Origin of the sequence: Pseudomonas sp. PB105 (assembly GCF_009764655.1) — a bacterium.
GTDB classification, from domain to species: Bacteria; Pseudomonadota; Gammaproteobacteria; order Pseudomonadales; family Pseudomonadaceae; genus Aquipseudomonas; species Aquipseudomonas cyclaminis.
Genome location: NZ_RWIO01000044.1, coordinates 102625 through 120677 on the forward strand (window position 1 = coordinate 102625; position 18053 = coordinate 120677).

Here is an 18053-nt window from a genome sequence, read left to right on the forward strand (position 1 = left end):
TCAGCTACGGCAGGCTCAGCGCGGCTTGACCACTACCAGCAAGTCGGTGAAGTACTCCACCTGGATCGGTAGGTTGTCCGCCAGGGTCGACAAGGCCGCTGCCGTGTCGTCCAGCTTGAATACGCCGGACACACGCAGGCCGCGCAGGGCCTGTGGGTCGAAGCGGACCATGCCATGGCGGTAGCTGGCCAGGGTTTGCAGCACTTCACTCAGGGGCTGGTCGTTGACGGTGAGCAGGCCACGCGTCCAGGCGTCCGGATCGGCATTGCCGACGGTTTGCGCGGGCGTTGCGCGCCCATGGTCGAGGACGGAACGCTGGCCGGCGCTGACTTTGACGCCCTCCTCTGCCTCACCTTTGACCGCCACGCTGGACTCGATCACCGTTACCACTGTCGTGCCGTCCGGCGCACGCTTGACCAGGTAACGCGTACCCAGTGCGGTCGCCGTGCCTTGGTCGGTGCGCACCACGAACGGCCGCTGCGCATCTTTGGCCACGTTTACCCACAGTTCGCCTTGCAGCAGTTCGATCACCCGTCGGTGGCCGTCGAATTTCACGTCCACCGCCGAGTTGCTGTTGAGCTGCAACTGGCTGCCGTCTTCGAGAGCGATCTGGCGACGTTCACCGACGCCAGTACGCTGGTCGGCCATCCACACCGGCAGGTGCTCCAGGCTCAGCCAACCGCACAGCGCGATACCGAGCACACCCAGCACCTGTGCGCTGCGCGCCCGTTGCGGGGCAAATGCGCGATTCAGGGCGCGGCGCGCCGGTTGTGCGGGCACGCTGTCGAGGCTGCCCCATAACGCACGCATGCGCTCGATGGCCACGGCGTGGCGCGGGTCGGCCTCGCACCAGGTGTTGAAGGCCTGACGGTCGGCGTCTGTGACGTCCTCGTCGTGCAGGCGTGTCAGCCAATTCGCTGCTTGCTGGATGATCTGTTCGGTGTTCATGACAGTGGGTCGGCCGCGTGCAGGCTGTGATAGCAATGCACCAGGGCGCTGGAGATGTAGTTTTTGACGGTGCTGGGGGACACTTCCAGACGCACGGCGATTTCGCTGTAGGTCAGGCCGTCGAGGCGACTCAACAAGAACGCCTCGCGGGCCTTGGGCGGTAAGCCGGCGAGCATTTCAGCAATGCGTTCCAGCGCTTGCAGGGCAACGTGGATCGCCGCCGGGTCGGGCATGCCGGCGTCTTCGCACTGGATGACCAGCGCCTGCATGTAGGCTTTTTCGATACGGCGACGACGGGCACCGTCGATGAGCAAGCGTCCCGCCGTGGTGGCCAGGAAGGCACGGGGTTCCTTGATCGCTTGCGGTTCGGCCAGCATCAATACACGGATGAAGGCGTCGTGGGCCAGGTCGGCGGCGTGCTGGGAGCAACCGAGTTTCCTGCGCAGCCAGCCATGCAACCACCCGTGGTGCTCGCGGTACATCGCCGTAAGGATCTGCTGACGCGCTGAGTTGCCCAGCGCGGCCGGAATGTCATGCATGCGCAAAAATTTCTCAAATGGGAAATGTTACCAATTGCGCAAACAATGCCAGTAAAACGATGTCGGGGCAAGGGGCTCACATCCTGTAAAAGCGCCCTCCCATCGGTGTGTCCTCTTAGCGCCAGCTCCATGAAACGCCGGTGTAGATACCACGCCCATCTGCCGGTGTAGAGCGCGCAACATCCAGGCCTTTGTCGTCGTAACCCGGCGTGACAGTGTTGGCGTAACGGCGGTTGGCGAGGTTGCGCAGATCGACCCAGGCTTGCCAGTCCTGCTTGGGCGCGTCGTAGCCGAACGTTGCGCCAACAATCGTATAGGCCGCGGCGTAGTAGGAGTTGGCGTAGTCCACCGCCACTTTTGATGAGTGCTCGGTGTTAAAGCTGGTGTAGAAACCGGTCGGGTGGCTGTAGCGCAGTTGCGCCTGGTAGTAGTGTTTGGGGATGCCCGGCAAGGTGTTGCCACCGAAACGGTCGTCGTCGCGGTAGTGGAAGTCGCTGAAGGTGTAGGCCTGGCGCAGGTCGAGTTTGCCGTTGCGGCCGCCGTCCCACAATGGGTTGAGCAGGCCCAGTTCCACGCCCTGGTGCACGGTGGGGCTGGCGTTGGATTCGGCGACGATGGCATTGCTGGTTGCGGTCTGGGCCTGGGTTTCCACGGTGAGCAATTCGTGGCGCACTTCGGAGCGGTACAGCGCCAGGTCCCACAGGCCGAGCCAGGCCTCACCGCGACCGCCGACTTCCAGGGTGGTGGCGGTCTGGTTTTTCAGGCTGACGCCTTCACGCGCCATGCCGGCGGCCGGTCCGCTCTTCTCCGGGAAGTACTTGTTGGAACCCCAGATCATCGACCACGCATGCGGCGGCTCGACGGAGCGACTGAGGTTGCCGTACACCTGCAATTGCGGGTTGAAGTCATAACGCAGGCCGATGCGCGGCGCGTAGTCCCAATCGTGCTGGCTAAGCGGTGCCTGGCCTTCGGGATAGGTGACCTCGGTTTCGCGGCGGGTGTAGATGGCGGCCAGGCCGGTGGTCAGCCACAGGTCCGGCACCAGTTCCAGGTCGTTGCCGATGTGCAGCACGGTGTCGGAGCCCAGGTAGCTGTAATCGCGGGTCTTGGTGCCGGGGGCATAAATGGCCGTGTTACCGGCGGGAATGCGCACGTATTCGGCGCCGCCATTGTTGGGCATCGCCTGGGTGGTGCGCAGGCCGAGGGTGGTTTTGCTGTCGTGGCCGAACACCGTGTCCTGGCGGATGTAGTTGAGGGTGCCGCTGACGTCGGTGTAGGCGACCTTCAGACGGATAGTGCCCTCGCGCAGGTCCATTGGGTAATCGTGGTACGCCAGGCCCACTTCAAGGCGGGAATTGTCGTCCAGTTGCAGGGTGGTTTTGTTGGCGATCCAGGTGGAGCCAGGTTGCAGGCGCTTGGAGTCGCGCGCAGCGTTGAGGCTGTTGGCGGCGCGTGGATGGTGGCTGATCTGGCTGCGAGTGAGTTTGCCGGGGGTGTCGTTGGTGGTTTCGCGATAACGGAAATAGAAGCGGGTTTCCAGGTTGGGGTTGAAGCGGTAGCCGAAGTTGGCGGCCACGCCCTTGCCTGTGGCCGCGCTCTGGCGCTGGTAGCCGTCGGATTGCGAGTCGGTGAGGCTGATGTAGTAGTCGGCGTCGCCCAGCACCTGGCCCGAACTGATCTCGCGCTGGGCATAGCCACGGCTGCCCGCCTCATAGCGCACTTGCAGCTTGGGAGCGTCGTAGCCCGTTCGCGTGACGTAGTTGACCGCACCACCGAGGGCCAACGCGCCCTGATCAAAACCGTTGGCGCCGCGCAACACCTCGACTCGGCTTTGCCACAGCGGGTCCTTGAGCTCATAAGGGGTGCCGCCGGGGCCGGTCAGCGGCAGGCCATCGAACATCTCGTAAAGCCCCGACGCATGGGAGCCAGGGCTGCGGTTGAGGCCCGACCCGCGAATCGACAGTTTCACCCCTTCGTTGTTCGCCGCCTTGGCGTACACCCCCGGCTGGTACTTGAACACATCTTCGTTGGTGCTCACCCGCCCCTGCTGCACGCTGCCCATGTCGATGTAATTGGTGGCGCCGGGCACGCTCTTGAGCTGCGCCTGAGCCACTTCGCCCGCACTCGCTTCAGCCGTGGTGACTTCGACCGGTGCCAATTGCAGGTCTTCGGCGTGCACCAGCGAGCTTAAGGTCAAGGCAGCAAACAGGAATGGAGGTTGGCGCAGCAGCATGGGTGGGTCCTTGGAATTCGGGGGCGTGAACGGCAGGGCCATCACGCGAACAGTGATGGGAAGCCAACGATGCCCGGCAAGTCACGCCTTATTAACGGACCAGCCCCTTCCCACAACAGTGTCGGACCGATTTTACTTACAAGGAAATGAACGATCTAACGCTGACTCAGATAGCCCGAAGTCAGGCCCTGCTGTACTGCAATTCCAGAGTGGTGCTGATCAGCCGGGTGAAAATCGTGAGTATCTCGACCATTTGCGGGTTCTCGAGCTTTTTCGGCAACACGTCCAAGGCGCACAAGGTGCCGAAGACGCTGCCGTCGGAGAAGACAATCGGCAGGGAGATGTAGCTTTCGAAGCCATGTTTACTGGGCAAAGGATTTTGCCAGAACACCGGATCCTTGCTGGCGTGTTCGATAATGATGGGCTTGGGATTGGCCCGCAGACCGTTGCACAGCGTGGCTTCAAGCTGCAGTTCATGCCCGACCTCCACGCCAAAATGCAGCTCGTCGTACACCGCGCAGGCCACCCAGTGGGTGTCGGTCATCTTTGAGATCGCCGAGAAGCGCATATCCGTCAAGCGCGTGGTCAGGCGCAGGATATTGGACGCTGTTTCTATCTCGGCGATGACCGCCAGTTCTTCAGGGGTTAAAGGTTTGATAGCACTCTCCTGATTCTCAAATCAAAACCAAGCAGCCCTATGCCTGGGCTATTGCAGTTCGTTCGCAAAACGCCCCACTGCGTTCACCACCTGCTTGGCGCCACCCTGGATCTCCGTGATGACGGCGCCAGCCTGGTTGGCCAGTGTCAAGCCTTGCTCAGCCTGCTCGCGACTGCTGAACATCTCGGTAATGGCTTCGTCGGCGAGGCGCTGGTTCTGTTGGACCACGCTGACGATCTCTTCGGTTGCCGTGCTGGTACGGCTGGCCAATTGCCTTACTTCATCCGCTACCACCGCGAATCCACGGCCCTGTTCACCTGCACGAGCAGCCTCAATGGCGGCATTGAGTGCAAGCAGATTGGTTTGCGCGGCGATGCCGCCGATGGTCTGCACAATCGCGCTGATCAGCAGCGACTGTTTGCCCAGCGCCTCAATGCTGCCGGTGGCGGATTGCATCTGCAGGGCAATGTTTTGCATGGTCTGCACGGTATCTTGCACAACCGCCGCGCCGCGTTCGGCCGTGACGTCGGTTTGTAAAGAAACCTCGTAGGCCACGCCGGCGGCGGCCTTGACCTCGGACTCGCGCAAGACCTGGTCGGTGACCACACTGGCAAACTTGACCACTTTGCACAGCTTGCCCTCGGCGTCGTGCACCGGGTTGTAGGTGGCTTCGAGCCAGACCTCGTTGCCGCGGCTGTCCACACGCTTGAAGCGGCTGGCAACAAATTCGCCGCGATTGAGGGTTTGCCAGAACGCGGCGTATCCGCTCGAAGCGGCCTCCTGCGCGGTGCAAAACAGACTGTGCTTTTTGCCGACGATCTGATCGAGCGTATAGCCCATGGCGTCGAGAAACTGGGTATTGGCGGTGACCACCGTCCCATCCAATCTGAACTGAATGACGGCCGTCGAGCGGATCAACGCGTTGATAAACGCTTCGTTTTCCTTGGCTTGCTCAATGGCGCGACTGACCTCGATGCCGTAGCCCTGGATCTGCGACAGCTGGCCGTCGCGCGCGTTGATCGGGCACCAGGTGAGGTTGATCCAGGCCAGGCTGCCGTCACTGCGCAGGAAGCGGTAATCGTCGCTCACCGGCTCGGAGCGGGCGACTGCTGCATTGAAATCACGGAAACAAGGTAAATCCCTGACGTAAGGCGGAACAATTTCACTCAAGAGACGGCCCTGCAATTGCTCGCAGGAGTAGCCCAGGGTCCGGGCAAAATCCTCGTTGACGGCAATGAGCCGCATGTCGGCATCCAGGCATATTGAGAGCATGCCGCGGTCATACTGCGTAACGAGCTGTCGCAATTGGAAAAGCTCGTCGTCCCGGTCCTGCAGATCCTTCTTCAAGCGGCGATTGAACATGGCGGCGTCCCTGAGGTAGTTATCACTGCATCGGCCATGCGGCCTGCGGCTTGAGCATAGGCCGATGAACAGTTAGTTGCTCACTCAGTTGTCTCGCGCAACAGAAATAGATCTAACCGGCAGGCCTATCCAGTGTCTGCATCAGATCGTCCGCCTCCGAGCCCACCGGAAACCTGAAGCCGTGCATCTGGTCGGCCGCCAGTATTGCCCTGAGGGCCTCGACAAACTGCGCCTCGGAGGGTGAATCACGCAGCAATTTGTGCGCCGGTAATAACAACTCGGCAGGAACCCCCTCGACACTTGCGGCGTCGATAACGGCAAAGAGGATAAAGCGCAGGCGTATCTCGCGGTCCGTCGGCCACACCGTTTTTCGCTTACCCAAGGTAGGGCCTCACTTTTTCGGAAAAGTCCGAGGCTATTGCCGACGTCGGGGCGTTTCAAGCATGGGGGCGCAACATAGGCCACTTCCTACATTGAAAAGAGAAAAGCCGTACGCGCCATCCGTTCACTGCACCGGCAGGAAATTCATCAGCAACAAACTTTGCGCATAGTTGAGACCGATACGCCGATATCGCTCATCCAGCATCTGGGTCAGCAGGTCAAGCCGCGCCACAATCTTGCCGAACTCCACGGCAAAACTGAGGTTGCTGCCTTCCTCCGAGATCTCATTGGAAAACAGCAGCAACACGCCATTCGCATCCTGACGCTTGCTCAGCAGCCAAGTAGCCTTCTCGATATTGCGCGCGGCATTGCTGACGAACTGCGGGTTGATCGAATCGGTCATGTAGAACTCAGTGCGCCCGCCGTGGGCGGTCACCAACATACTGCCGATCGCGTATATAAAGGCGCCCACCCGGTCGCCCTGAAACTCCGGACTCAAGGAGTAACTCAACGCGGCCAGGTCGCGACGCTCACCCAGGGCAGGCAGCGGTCGACGCTGCTCGATTGCCTGGCGAATTTCCCGCTCGGCACTCACCGCATCCGGATAACCCGATTGCCGCCACTGGCTGGGGTTACGCAGGTATAGCTTGCTCATCAGCAGATACAGGCTTTGCAGATTGTCGCGCATGCCCAGGGTGGCCATGCGATCGACACTGGTCTGAAAGAACTCATCGGGCTTGCCATTGGTGAACTGCTTGGCAATGTCCTGCCCCTGTTGCTGGGTGCAACCTGTCGCGCCGAATATGAAGATCGCAGCCAACAGCAGCAGCCGGCGTATGCGACGAATGTTTGAAAGAGGAAACGTGCGATCCATCGGCACCCGATCTTGTTCTTCTGCCCTCGCGGGGAATCGGCGGGGCTGGGACAAAGATAGAGCAGAGAAATCAAAAAAAGTGCGACAGGCATCGGCAAATTGTCATGAGACCCGCATGCCAGCGCGTTTCGTGACGAATTCGTTTCAGGGTCTATACTTTCTGGAGCAGTTGCGTGTGTTGTTGGCGAGCCAGGGTGGCATTTCAACCTTCGAGCGGCCTGGCGCGTGTATGCACATCGCCTACGGCACTACCACCGGCAACTGCAAACGAGGTGACGGCGATGAAACATCCAATTCGAGCACAAATGTTTGCCCAAGTGATCTGCCTGCTTTCGGTGGCTCAGCTTTTTTGCTGATTGAGATGAGAAACGGCCTTTAAGATTGGCTACGGGAGTGGCACGGCGAAGTATTGCCCATCGGACTGCCAAACCCCAGAAACACAAAAGCCCCGCAATCGCGGGGCTTTTGTTTGAATCTTGGCGGGAAACCAGGGATTCGAACCCTGGGAACGCTATTAACGTTCGCCGGTTTTCAAGACCGGTGCATTCAACCACTCTGCCAATTTCCCTTGTGCATCACAGGATTATAGTAGGCCATCCTGTCTCAGCGGGCGCCATAATACCCGAATGAAACACACTGTCAAACTCTCGCCATCGCTTGTTACAGAGCGTCTGTTATGATCTTTGCGACTGAACGTTTCAAAACCGAAGGAGTGTCGCCATGCGCGAACAGAATTACGCAGTGAATGGTAACGCGCAGGCTGAGCAGCTTGAAGTCAGCCGCGTGTTGCGCAACACCTATGGCCTGCTCGCCCTTACCCTCGCATTCAGCGGCGTGATGGCGTTCGTGGCGCAGCAGATGCGCGTCGGCTATCCGAATATCTTTGTTGTACTGATCGGCTTCTATGGCCTGTTTTTCCTGACCAACAAGCTGCGTGACTCGGCCTGGGGCCTGGTGTCGGCGTTTGCCTTGACCGGTTTCATGGGCTTTATCCTCGGCCCGATCCTCAACCGTTACCTCGGCATGGCCGGTGGTGCGGAAGTGGTCAGCTCGGCGTTTGCCATGACGGCCCTGGTGTTTGGTGGCCTGTCGGCCTACGTGCTGATCACCCGCAAGGACATGAGCTTCCTGGGCGGCTTCATCACCGCAGGTTTCTTTGTGTTGCTGGCGGCAGTGGTTGCAGGCATGTTCTTCCAGATCAGCGGGCTGCAACTGGCGATCAGCGCGGGTTTTGTGCTGTTCTCCTCGGTATGCATCCTGTTCCAGACCAGCGCCATCATCCACGGCGGTGAGCGCAACTACATCATGGCTACCGTCAGCCTGTATGTGTCGATCTACAACCTGTTTGTCAGCCTGTTGCAGATCTTCGGCATCATGAGCCGCGATGACTGATTGTTAGCGGCATAAAAAATGCCCCGCATCGAAAGATGCGGGGCATTTTTGTTTTCAGGGCATCAGTACTGGTTGGGTTCCATTTCCAGCTGGACCTTGAAACGCTCGGCGATATCCGTTTGGATACGCTGGGCCAGCTTCGCGATGTCGTGCCCTGTGGCGCTGCCATAGTTGACCAGCACCAGCGCCTGCAGTTTGTGCACGCCCGCATCCCCTTCACGGAAGCCCTTCCAGCCGGCCTTGTCGATCAGCCAACCGGCGGCAAGCTTCATGTGCCCATCCGCCTGGGGGTAGGCCACCAGGTCCGGATACAGCGCTTGTAGCTCTTCGGCCAAGGCCTTGGTCACCAGCGGGTTCTTGAAGAAGCTGCCGGCATTGCCCAGGACTGCCGGGTCCGGCAGTTTTTCGCTGCGGATGCTGCAAATTGCGCGGCTGACGTCGCTAGGCGTCGCGTCGGTGATGCCCTGCCCGGCCAAGCGCTGTTGCACCGGGCCGTAATCGAGCTTGAGGTGACTGGCGCGGCTCAGGGCAAAGCGGACCCGCAGGATCAGCCAGCGACCGGTTTCGTGCTTGAACAGGCTGTCACGGTAGGCAAACTTGCATTCTTGCAGGCTGAAGTCCCGCAGTTCGCCGGTGTGGCGATCCAACGCGGTGAGACCGGCGAATACATCCTTGATCTCCACGCCGTAGGCGCCAATGTTCTGCATCGGGGCAGCGCCGACGGTACCCGGGATCAGGCTGAGGTTTTCCAGGCCGCAAAAACCCTGTGCCAATGTCCAGAGCACAAACGGGTGCCAGGCCTCGCCCGCTTCGGCTTCGACCACTACGTGCACGCCATCATCGTGCAGCACGTGAATGCCCTGGCTGGCCATACGCAGTACCAACGCAGCGATATCCTGGGTTAGCAGCAGATTGCTACCACCGCCAATCACCAGCAACGGCAACGCTTGCGCCGAAGCATAAGCCAGAGCCTCTCGCACATCGGCATCGCTTCGGGCTTCGGCATACAGCTGGGCGCGCACGTCGATGCCAAAGCTGTTGAATGGCTTGAGGGAAACCTGCGCCAGCACGTCCAAGGTCATAACCGCCCCTTCAATTCGATCACCAATAAATCACAGGCCCGTTCGATCAGGTCCAGCACCCGCTCGAAGCCTTGCTCGCCTTCGTAATACGGGTCTGGCACGTCGTCCACTTGCGAGTCGTAGCGGCGCAGGAACAAATCCAGTTCGGCCTTACCCTGCCCCGACTGCAGCGCCTTGAGGTTGCGCAGGTTGCTGCCATCCATCGCGAGGATCAGGTCATAACGCGCAAAGTCGGCGCGGGAGACCTGCTGGGCGCGCTGAGCCGACAAATCGTAACCGCGCACCATCGCCGCACGTTGGCTGCGCTGGTCCGGCGGGTTGCCGACGTGCCAGTCGCCAGTGCCGGCAGATGCGACCTCGACCTGCCCGGCCAGCCCGGCCTCGCGCAATTTATGGCGCAGAACACCTTCAGCGGTGGGCGAGCGACAGATATTGCCCAGGCAGACAAACAGAACCTCCATCAGGCCCCCAGCAGGCGACGGACGCGCTCAAGGTCTTCCTGGGTATCGACACCGGCAGGCGGCGCTTCAAGGGCATCGCCCACATGGATACGCACGCCGTGCCACAGGGCCCGCAGTTGCTCCAGGGATTCGGTATTTTCCAGCCAGCACGGCCCCCAACTGACAAAGTCGTGCAGGAAACCGGCGCGGTAGGCATAGATGCCGATATGGCGGCGGTACGGCACGCCCTCTGGCAACACATCGGGATTGCTGGCGAAGGCGTCACGCGCCCAGGGCAAGGTCGAACGGCTGAAGGTCAGTGCCAGGCCATTCACATCGCTGACGACCTTCACCACGTTCGGATTGAACAAAGTGTCGATGTCCTCAATCGGCTCGGCCAGGGTGGCCATCCGCGCCTCACCATGGGCAGCCAGGTTGGCGGCCACCTGGTCGATCACACTCGGCGGGATCAAAGGCTCGTCGCCTTGCACATTGACCACGATGGCGTCAGGCGCCAGGCCAAGCTGCGTGGCCACTTCGGCCAGGCGGTCGGTGCCGGAATTATGGTCTTCGCGGGTCAGAACCGCTTCGGCACCGAACCCTTTGCAGGCTTCGATAATGCGCGGGTCGTCGGTGGCCACGACCACCCGATCGGCGCTGCTTTTGCAGGCCTGTTCCCAGACCAGTTGGATCATCGGCTTGTTGCCGATCAGTTGCAGCGGCTTGCCTGGCAGGCGGGTCGATGCGTAACGCGAGGGAATAACGACGGTAAAGGCGGTGGTCATTTATCCAGGCGCTCATCGGTGGTCAGGGTGCGGGCTTCGCTTTCCAGCATCACCGGGATGCCATCACGGATCGGGTACGCCAGGCCGGCGCCTTTGCTGATCAGCTCGGTTTTATCGGCGCTGAGCTTGAGCGGGCCTTTGCAGATCGGGCAAGCGAGGATGTCGAGCAGTTTGGTGTCCATGAGTGTTTCCTGGAAAGAAGCGTTTTAAGGCAAGAGACGGGCGGGCAACAAGCGCATCAGCTGCGTGTCGAACCAGACGACGAACGCCGGCGACGGCACGGCATCCACTGCAAGGTACCACCAGTCGGGCTGGGCAAAGGCGCGGCACTTCACCGCGTCCTTCTCGGTCATGACCAGCGGCAATGACGGTGTAAAATTCAAGACCTCGGCGCTGTAGGGCGCGTGGTCGGCAAACGCATGGGGAATCGGCTGCCAGTGTAGCGTTTCAAGGGTGTTGAAGAAACGTTGCGGGTTACCGATACCGGCGACCGCGTGCACCGACTGACCTGCTTGAAAGTACTCCACCGACTGGCGCTCGCCGGTATGCAGGTTGACCAGTGCCGTAGGCTGCAGACGGAAGGCAAAGCCGTCGTCGCGATCTGATTCAGCCCCGTTGTAGAGCAGTGCATCAACACTCTGCAGGCGCTCGACCGGCTCACGCAGCGGCCCGGCAGGCAGGCAACGGCGGTTGCCGAGGCCGCGGGCGGCGTCGATCAACACCAGCTCCAGGTCACGGGCCAGGCGATAGTGTTGCAGGCCGTCGTCGGAAAGGATCAGGTCGAGAGTCTCGCTGGCCAACAGTGCCTTTACCGCACGGCTGCGATCAGGGTCGATTACCAAGGGCACGCCGCAGCGCTGCACGATCAGCAAAGGTTCGTCACCCGCCACCGCGGCGCTGTGGCTGGCCTCGACGCGCCAGGGCAGTTGAGGAGGCTTGGCGCCGTAACCCCGACTGACCACGCCGACACGCAAGCCACTGCGCCGACAATGTTCGATCAACCACAGGATCAACGGCGTTTTGCCGGTGCCGCCCACGGTGATGTTCCCGACCACCACCACGGGTACGGGCGACTGATAGATCCCTCCCTCGCCCGCCACAAACCGAGCGCGTTTGCGCTGCACCACACGGCGATACAAAGACTCCAGCGGCCGCAATAACGCGAGCGCCGGATGGCCCTCGTACCAGGCCTTGAGCAGACGATCGGACATGGCCATCAGGGTTGACTCGCCGCCTCGACGGTGCTCATGCGCAGATGGCTGAACCCGAGCTTGCCGGCCGCGTCCATCGCGGTGATCACGGCCTGATGCTGGGTTTTACCATCGGCACTGATGGACAGCGGCAACTGGGTATCGCCGCCGGATTCTTTCTCCAGGGCGACCATCAGGCTGGCGAGATCGTTTTTCTCCAGCAACTGGTTATTCACCGAAAACACCCCGTCGGCGCTGATGGCGATGTCCAGTTGCTTGACTTGCTGGTCCTCGGCCGGCGACCCACTCACCGCTTCCGGCAAGTCGACACGCAGCTCGGTTTGCCGGGTGAAGGTGGTGGTGACGACAAAGAACAGCAGCAGGATAAACACCACGTCGATCAGCGACGCGAGGTTGATATCGACATTTTCCCGTTGCTTGCGGCGAAATTTCACGCTTTGCCCCCAACCAGGTCCACATCACGATCGCCTTGCACCACTTCCACCAGCTTGATGGCTTCCTGCTCCATACCGACCACCAGCTCATCGATACGCCGCTGCAGGAAACGGTGGAAGAACACCGCAGGAATACCCACCATCAGGCCCGCTGCCGTAGTGATCAACGCCTTGGAAATACCCCCGGCGAGCACGGCCGCATTGGTGGTCATGCCCGAGCCCATGAACGAGCTGAAAATGTCGATCATGCCCAGCACCGTTCCCAGCAAACCGAGCAGCGGCGCCATGGCAGCGATGGTGCCAAGGGCATTGATATAGCGCTCCAGCTCATGGATAACCCGAGCGGCGGCCTCTTCGATGCATTCTTTCATGATCTCGCGGCCATGCTTGGAGTTGGCCAGGCCCGCGGCGAGGATTTCACCCAGGGGCGAGTCAGCGCGCAGTGCCTTGAGTTTTTCCTTGTCCAGCTGTTTGTTCTTGATCCAGCCCCAGACCTGCCCCAGTAGATGCTCGGGGGTAACGCGACTGGCACGCAGGGTCCACAGGCGTTCGGCAACGATGCCGAGTGCGGCGATGGAGCTCATGATAATCGGCAACATCATCCAGCCGCCGGATTTGACCAATTCCCACACAGTGAATGTCCCCTCGAAAAAGTGCGCCACTTTACCATATAGGTTCAGCGGCGGGGTTTGTCGGCAATGCTGCCGACGCCGGACCCGGGTAACCGTTCACGCCAGAAACGCCGTTGACTGCGCGCAACAACGGGTGGCATGAAGGCGCCCAGTTGCAGGCGCACGGCACCCTGTTCCGCGCTGTCGTACACCCGGCTGCCCAACGCCTGGTACCGCGCAATGACCTGCGGATGGGGATGACCGAACGCATTGCCGCGCCCTCGGGAAATCAGCACCGATGTGGGCGCCAGGCGCTTTAGAAACGCCCCGGACGACGAACTGCGGCTGCCGTGGTGAGGGGCTTGCAGCCAATCGGTGCGTACGGCCAAGGGTGAGGCGAGAAATGCCCGCTCGGCGGCCCGATCAATATCCCCGGTGAGCAGCAGCCGCTCGCCGTTGGCCTGGACCTGCAGAACGCAGGACTTCGGGTTGCCCTCTGAAGCGTCAGGCCACTGCCACAGCTCGAATAACACACCATCCCATTCCCACTGCTCACCGCTGACACACGGCTGGGTGCCGAGAAACGTGGGCAACCCCTCGGTTTCACCGCCTACGACCCGCCTGATGGGCAACCCACGGGCAACAGCCGCCGCCCCACCGGCATGATCGGCGTCAGCATGGCTGAGCAACATCAGATCCAGCGACCCGACGCCGAGCTTTTTCAACGCGGGCAGCACCACGCGAGCCCCCAGGTCAACAGCCCCCGAACGCGGGCCGGCATCGTAGAGCAACGTGTGATGGCGCGTGCGCAGCACCAGGGACTGCCCCTGCCCCACATCCAACTGCACCACCTCCACCCGGCCATGGGGCACCGGCGCGCGCGGTGGAAAGACTGCCAACAGCAGCATGGGCCAGCCCAGCAGCCGAAACGGCACGCCTTTGGGCAGCAATAGCACCACCGCGCCCATCAGGCTGACCAGCCAATACCCCACCGGCACCTCGGCAGGTACCCACGCGGGCACGTGCCCCGCAAGCCACGCCAGGCCCCGGAACAACCCATCCAGCGCCCCACCCGCCAGCCACAGCAAGCCCTCCCCCAGATAAGGCAGCGGCAGCATCAGGGTCCCCAGCAACGCCACTGGCAACACCACGAGACTGATCCACGGTACGGCCACCAGATTGGCCAGCGGCGCACTGACGCTGATGGGCAATCCAAGCACCAACAACACGGGAAACAGACCAATGGCAATCAACCATTGAGGGCGCGTCCAGGCCTGCCAGGCACTCCACGACCCCAAGCGCCCACCGAATGCCAGAATCAATACGGCAACAGCCGCAAAAGACAGCCAAAACCCCGGTTGCAGGCTGGCCAATGGCTCAAGAATCAGTACGCCATTAAGCGCCAGCAGCAATGGCCACCAGAACCCCAAATGACGGAAGCGTAAACGCCACAGCAGTACCAGGCCTACCATCACACAGGCCCGCTGAACCGGCACACCGAACCCCGCCAACAAGCCGTATGCCAGCGCGGCAGCGAACGCCAGACCACACGCCCACGGCAGCCACGGCCAGGTGCGGGGCCAGAAACCGTAGCGTGCCAATAACGCGACCAACCCGTAGATCAAGCCCGCCAGCAAGCCGATATGCTGGCCGGAAATCACCAGCAGATGCACCGTGCCCGTGTCCTGCAAGACCTGCCAATCCTCGGCTGACAGCCCGGAACCATCTCCCAGTACCAAGGCGGCCAGGCCCGCCTCGCGACCTTGAGCGTCAACGGCGATCAACCGTTGGCGCACCGTGTCGCGCCAGGCATGCCGGGCCGGCGACAGGCGCTCACCGTCCTTCACTGAGCCAGTCGCGCCAATCCGCTGGGCCAGCAGCCAGGCCTCCTGATCAAAACCGTGAAAATTGAGCAGCCCGGAAGGCCGTTTAAGCGTGACAGCCAGGCGCCAACGCTCCCCGCTGCGCACCTCGGGCCCACCGTGCCAGGACACGCGGATACGCTGGGGCAAGCGGGCGTTGCGCGACCGACTGTCGGCCAGTTCAAAACGCACTCCGGTGCCGGTCTGCTGCGGCAGCCCAACGACGCGGCCCTCCAGCCATCGCGTCTGGCCATCGAGCGCCGGTCGCAGACGATCATCCAGCGCCCCCTGCGCGCTGATGCACGCCCAGCTCAAACCCAGCAGGAAAAACGCCAGGGGCGACGTGCGAAATGGCAGCAGCATCAATGCCAGCAGCAGCATGGCTATCAGCCAACCAGTCGTCGGCAATGCCGGTAGAAAACGCAGGGCAAGCAACCCCAGCGCGAGTGCGAACATCCCTGTCTTCATGAATCATCCTTTTCAAGTGATCCACTCAGTCTTAGCTGGGTGTCGGGAACGGCCTATGATGTTTTGTCACAAAGTCTGAATTTTCTGTTTATAGAATGCGCGCATACTTGCCCCTCGAACTGACCTGGACCCCTTATGCCACGGCGCTTATTCAAACGGTACATGCCCGACCCCACCAGTATCAGGGAACACAAGTCATTACAGTTTCTTGGCACGCTGCTGCATGACCCGAACCTTTGGCACCTGAATCGGCACTCAGTGGCCCGTGCGATGGCGGTGGGCCTGTTCGCGGCATTTATCCCGATTCCGTTGCAGATGCTGTTGGCCGCAGTGCTGGCAATTACCGTGCGCGGCAATATGCCCATCGCCATCAGCCTGGTTTGGCTGACCAACCCGATTACCATGCCGGTGGTATTTATCTGCACCTACATGACCGGTGCCTGGTTGATGAACGTACCACCGCGCAGCCTGCCCGATGACTTGACCTGGGAATGGATCAGCGGTCAGTTGAGTACGCTGTGGCAACCCTTCTTGCTGGGCTCGGTAGTATTGGGCATGGTGCTCGGCGCATTGGCCTATTGCCTGACCATGGGCTACTGGCGCTGGTGGGTTGCGCATCAATGGAAGAAACGCAAGCAGCGCAGGGCAAACGCCTAACGCGCCAGCAAACGCAGGTGCACACGTAAGCCCTGGCCGGTGTTTTCTGCCCACAGGCTGCCGTCCTGGCGTTGCACGGCATTGCGCGCGATGCTCAGGCCCAGGCCGAAGCCACCATCGCCGGGCCGTGAGCCGTCCAGGCGTGTAAACGGCGCGAAGATGCGCTCCAGATCCCCCTCGTCAATCCCCCCGCCCTGATCCTCCAGCCACAGGTGCCAGTACTCGCCATCGCGCCGCCCGTCCAGGCACACAACTCCATCCACCGGCGAATGACGTATGGCGTTGCGCAGGATATTTTCCAGGGCCTGGGCCAGGGCGTTCAGATTGCCCCGCACCCAACAGTCAGCCCCCAGCAGGCAAGGCAATCGCGATACGGGCCAATCGCTTTCAAAGCATGCATTCTCCCGCAGCATGTCCCACAGTGCCTGCACCTGAAGATCTTCCTTGGGCAGCGGCGCCCGCTCCGTGTCCAGCCAGGCCAATTGCAGGCTGTCTTCCACCAGGCGCTGCATGGCATCGATCTCTCGGCCTAACCGCTCGCGCAACTGCGCTAGGTCTTGCTCACTGTCACAGGCCACGCGCAAGCGGCTCAACGGTGTACGCAGTTCATGGGACATGTCCCGCAGCAGTTGCTGCTGCAACACCACCGTGCCCTGCAACCGCTCGGACATATGATCAAACGCGCGCCCCAACTCGCCCAGTTCATCCTGACGACTGGTGGCGTCGTGGGACATCCGCGTATTCAACTGATCAGCTCGCCAGGCATTGGCCTGCTCGCGCAGTTGATTGAGGGGCATGATCAACAGCCGATACAGGCCAACGCACAGCAACAAGGTAAACAAACCGGGGATCACCCCGTTGGTCACCACCCGCCAGAACACTTGATAGCGCCCCGGCATAAAACGCTGCGGCAGTTCGATGACCAGCGAACCGGCGCCCGGATCAACCGCAAACGGGATCTTGAGCCACGGCAAGCCCTTGACGTGGCGGCTCACCGGCCAATCCAGGCCACGCAGGAAGGTCAGGCGCTGGCTCTCTGTATCGGTCAGCGGGTAGCTGCTCAACGACTGCAAGTCATTGCCGATCACACCGATCCAGGTACGTTCCTGTTTGCCCATGGCCTGCAGCCATGCATCAACACCCGCATGACCGCCTCGGTTCCAGGCCTGCTCGGCGCTGACCGCATAACCACTCAACGTAACCCTCGCCTCGTCGGACAGGTACGCGTTCTTTTGCTCCATGTAGCGGCCCCAGGACCAACTGAGCCAGATCATCAGCAGGCAGAAGGCAATCAACAGGCAGGCGAGCTTCCAGAACAAAGAATGCTTGCCCGGCAGCCGTTTCAGCGCACCGTCAAAGCCCATCGTCATGACCACTCAACACATAGCCCTTGCCCCACACCGTGCGCACTTCGCGCTCGTTGTAGCCGATGGCCTTGAGCTTGCGACGGATCTGGCTGATGTGCATGTCGAGGCTGCGGTCATGGGGCGCATAGCCACGTTGCAATACATGCTGGTAGAGGAACGCTTTGCTGAGGACTTCTTCAGTGTTGCGGTGCAGGGTTTCCAGCAGGCGATATTCGCTGCGGGTCAGGCCAGCCGAGTGTTCCAGATGAAACACATCGCACAGCTCGTCGTCGAACCGCAGCGTGCGGGCGTCCCCACGCTCCGGCGCAAGTGTCGCCAGCGGGCGCCGATCCAGGGCCACCCTGCGCAGGATGGCTTCGATCCGCACGCGCAACTCGACCATGCTGAAGGGTTTAGGCAAATAGTCATCGGCCCCCAGGCGAAAACCGCTGACGCGATCGGCCTCGGCGCCCAATGCTGACATCAGGATCACCGGGATCGAATGGCTCTGGCGCAGATGGGTCAGAATCGACAAGCCGTCCAGCCCCGGCAGCAGGATATCCATCAACACCACGTCGAACGCCTGTTCGCGGGCCATCTCCAACCCTTGCTGGCCGTTCTGGCACCACGTGACCTGGAAGCCACAGCGCCCCAGATGCTCGTGGACATAGGCGCCCAGCACGGGGTCATCTTCAATGGTCAGGATACTGGGTAGGCCAACTGCTGCGGGATTCATTAGCGTCTGCAAGTCATTCTCAATCACTGATTAT

At 61.2% G+C, this 18053-nt stretch carries 20 protein-coding genes and 1 tRNA gene; 3 read left to right on the forward strand and 18 right to left on the reverse strand.

The features are described from left to right. Nucleotides 1–15: 15 nt before the first annotated feature. From EJD88_RS11955 to EJD88_RS11985, 7 genes are all read right to left on the reverse strand, one after another. Complete coding sequence (locus EJD88_RS11955; RefSeq protein WP_158878049.1) at nucleotides 16–948, reverse strand: FecR family protein; 933 nt, start codon at nucleotides 946–948, stop codon at nucleotides 16–18. Further along, entirely contained in the window at nucleotides 945–1487 is a 543-nt protein-coding gene (locus EJD88_RS11960; RefSeq protein WP_112195847.1) for a sigma-70 family RNA polymerase sigma factor, read from the reverse strand. The genes EJD88_RS11955 and EJD88_RS11960 overlap by 4 nt, the downstream gene beginning before the upstream one ends. A gap of 115 nt (nucleotides 1488–1602) precedes the next feature. Beyond that, nucleotides 1603–3720, reverse strand: a complete 2118-nt coding sequence (locus EJD88_RS11965; RefSeq protein ID WP_158878050.1) for a TonB-dependent receptor domain-containing protein — start codon at nucleotides 3718–3720, stop codon at nucleotides 1603–1605. A 181-nt stretch (nucleotides 3721–3901) separates the two neighbouring features. Continuing rightward, nucleotides 3902–4378 (reverse strand): GAF domain-containing protein, encoded by a 477-nt coding sequence (locus EJD88_RS11970; RefSeq protein WP_250924956.1) that lies wholly within the window; start codon nucleotides 4376–4378, stop codon nucleotides 3902–3904. A gap of 48 nt (nucleotides 4379–4426) precedes the next feature. Then, a complete protein-coding gene (locus EJD88_RS11975) occupies nucleotides 4427–5740 on the reverse strand; it encodes a methyl-accepting chemotaxis protein (protein WP_099586970.1) in 1314 nt (437 codons plus the stop codon). A gap of 112 nt (nucleotides 5741–5852) precedes the next feature. Further along, nucleotides 5853–6122 carry a hypothetical protein gene (locus EJD88_RS11980; RefSeq protein WP_158878051.1) on the reverse strand — a complete coding sequence of 90 codons (270 nt, stop codon included), beginning with the start codon at nucleotides 6120–6122 and terminating at the stop codon, nucleotides 5853–5855. Between the two features lie 123 nt (nucleotides 6123–6245). After that, nucleotides 6246–6995, reverse strand: coding sequence for a hypothetical protein (locus EJD88_RS11985; RefSeq protein ID WP_099586972.1), 750 nt, complete (start codon nucleotides 6993–6995; stop codon nucleotides 6246–6248). A 115-nt stretch (nucleotides 6996–7110) separates the two neighbouring features. Here EJD88_RS11985 and EJD88_RS11990 point away from each other — a divergent pair, with 115 nt between their 5' ends. Next, nucleotides 7111–7374 carry a hypothetical protein gene (locus tag EJD88_RS11990; RefSeq protein WP_158878052.1) on the forward strand — a complete coding sequence of 88 codons (264 nt, stop codon included), beginning with the start codon at nucleotides 7111–7113 and terminating at the stop codon, nucleotides 7372–7374. Between the two features lie 98 nt (nucleotides 7375–7472). Here EJD88_RS11990 and EJD88_RS11995 read toward each other — a convergent pair. Continuing rightward, a tRNA-Ser gene (locus EJD88_RS11995) sits at nucleotides 7473–7563 on the reverse strand. Nucleotides 7564–7715: 152 nt separating this feature from the next. Here EJD88_RS11995 and EJD88_RS12000 point away from each other — a divergent pair. Continuing rightward, complete coding sequence (locus tag EJD88_RS12000) at nucleotides 7716–8387, forward strand: Bax inhibitor-1/YccA family protein (protein WP_078048997.1); 672 nt, start codon at nucleotides 7716–7718, stop codon at nucleotides 8385–8387. A gap of 62 nt (nucleotides 8388–8449) precedes the next feature. On the opposite strand, the gene murB is transcribed toward EJD88_RS12000, so the two are convergent. Genes murB through EJD88_RS12040 form a run of 8 tightly spaced genes read right to left on the reverse strand, consistent with a single transcriptional unit; the run spans nucleotide 8450 to nucleotide 15280 of the window. Then, on the reverse strand, nucleotides 8450–9469 hold the full coding sequence (gene murB / locus EJD88_RS12005) for a UDP-N-acetylmuramate dehydrogenase (protein ID WP_158878053.1): 1020 nt from the start codon (nucleotides 9467–9469) through the stop codon (nucleotides 8450–8452). Continuing rightward, a complete protein-coding gene (locus tag EJD88_RS12010; RefSeq protein WP_099586974.1) occupies nucleotides 9466–9930 on the reverse strand; it encodes a low molecular weight protein-tyrosine-phosphatase in 465 nt (154 codons plus the stop codon). The genes murB and EJD88_RS12010 overlap by 4 nt, the downstream gene beginning before the upstream one ends. Continuing rightward, nucleotides 9930–10694: a 3-deoxy-manno-octulosonate cytidylyltransferase gene (kdsB, locus tag EJD88_RS12015; protein ID WP_099586975.1), complete on the reverse strand. Its 765-nt coding sequence runs from the start codon at nucleotides 10692–10694 to the stop codon at nucleotides 9930–9932. Before kdsB ends, EJD88_RS12010 begins: the two co-directional genes overlap by 1 nt. Beyond that, nucleotides 10691–10876: a Trm112 family protein gene (locus EJD88_RS12020; protein WP_003174668.1), complete on the reverse strand. Its 186-nt coding sequence runs from the start codon at nucleotides 10874–10876 to the stop codon at nucleotides 10691–10693. Before EJD88_RS12020 ends, kdsB begins: the two co-directional genes overlap by 4 nt. A gap of 24 nt (nucleotides 10877–10900) precedes the next feature. After that, on the reverse strand, nucleotides 10901–11911 hold the full coding sequence (lpxK, locus tag EJD88_RS12025; RefSeq protein ID WP_158878054.1) for a tetraacyldisaccharide 4'-kinase: 1011 nt from the start codon (nucleotides 11909–11911) through the stop codon (nucleotides 10901–10903). Beyond that, on the reverse strand, nucleotides 11911–12339 hold the full coding sequence (locus tag EJD88_RS12030; RefSeq protein ID WP_099586977.1) for a biopolymer transporter ExbD: 429 nt from the start codon (nucleotides 12337–12339) through the stop codon (nucleotides 11911–11913). The genes lpxK and EJD88_RS12030 overlap by 1 nt, the downstream gene beginning before the upstream one ends. Next, nucleotides 12336–12971 (reverse strand): MotA/TolQ/ExbB proton channel family protein, encoded by a 636-nt coding sequence (locus EJD88_RS12035; protein WP_099586978.1) that lies wholly within the window; start codon nucleotides 12969–12971, stop codon nucleotides 12336–12338. The genes EJD88_RS12030 and EJD88_RS12035 overlap by 4 nt, the downstream gene beginning before the upstream one ends. Before the next feature lie 44 nt (nucleotides 12972–13015). Further along, nucleotides 13016–15280, reverse strand: coding sequence for a DNA internalization-related competence protein ComEC/Rec2 (locus tag EJD88_RS12040; RefSeq protein WP_256673644.1), 2265 nt, complete (start codon nucleotides 15278–15280; stop codon nucleotides 13016–13018). Between the two features lie 135 nt (nucleotides 15281–15415). Between EJD88_RS12040 and EJD88_RS12045 the strand changes: the two genes are divergently transcribed. Next, nucleotides 15416–15937: a DUF2062 domain-containing protein gene (locus tag EJD88_RS12045; protein ID WP_112195857.1), complete on the forward strand. Its 522-nt coding sequence runs from the start codon at nucleotides 15416–15418 to the stop codon at nucleotides 15935–15937. Here the strand turns inward: EJD88_RS12045 and EJD88_RS12050 are convergent. Together EJD88_RS12050 and EJD88_RS12055 are read right to left on the reverse strand one after the other, a co-directional pair. Next, nucleotides 15934–17307 (reverse strand): sensor histidine kinase, encoded by a 1374-nt coding sequence (locus tag EJD88_RS12050; RefSeq protein ID WP_099586981.1) that lies wholly within the window; start codon nucleotides 17305–17307, stop codon nucleotides 15934–15936. The genes EJD88_RS12045 and EJD88_RS12050 overlap by 4 nt on opposite strands. Further along, nucleotides 17291–18019 carry a response regulator transcription factor gene (locus tag EJD88_RS12055; protein WP_099586982.1) on the reverse strand — a complete coding sequence of 243 codons (729 nt, stop codon included), beginning with the start codon at nucleotides 18017–18019 and terminating at the stop codon, nucleotides 17291–17293. The genes EJD88_RS12050 and EJD88_RS12055 overlap by 17 nt, the downstream gene beginning before the upstream one ends. Nucleotides 18020–18053: the final 34 nt, after the last annotated feature.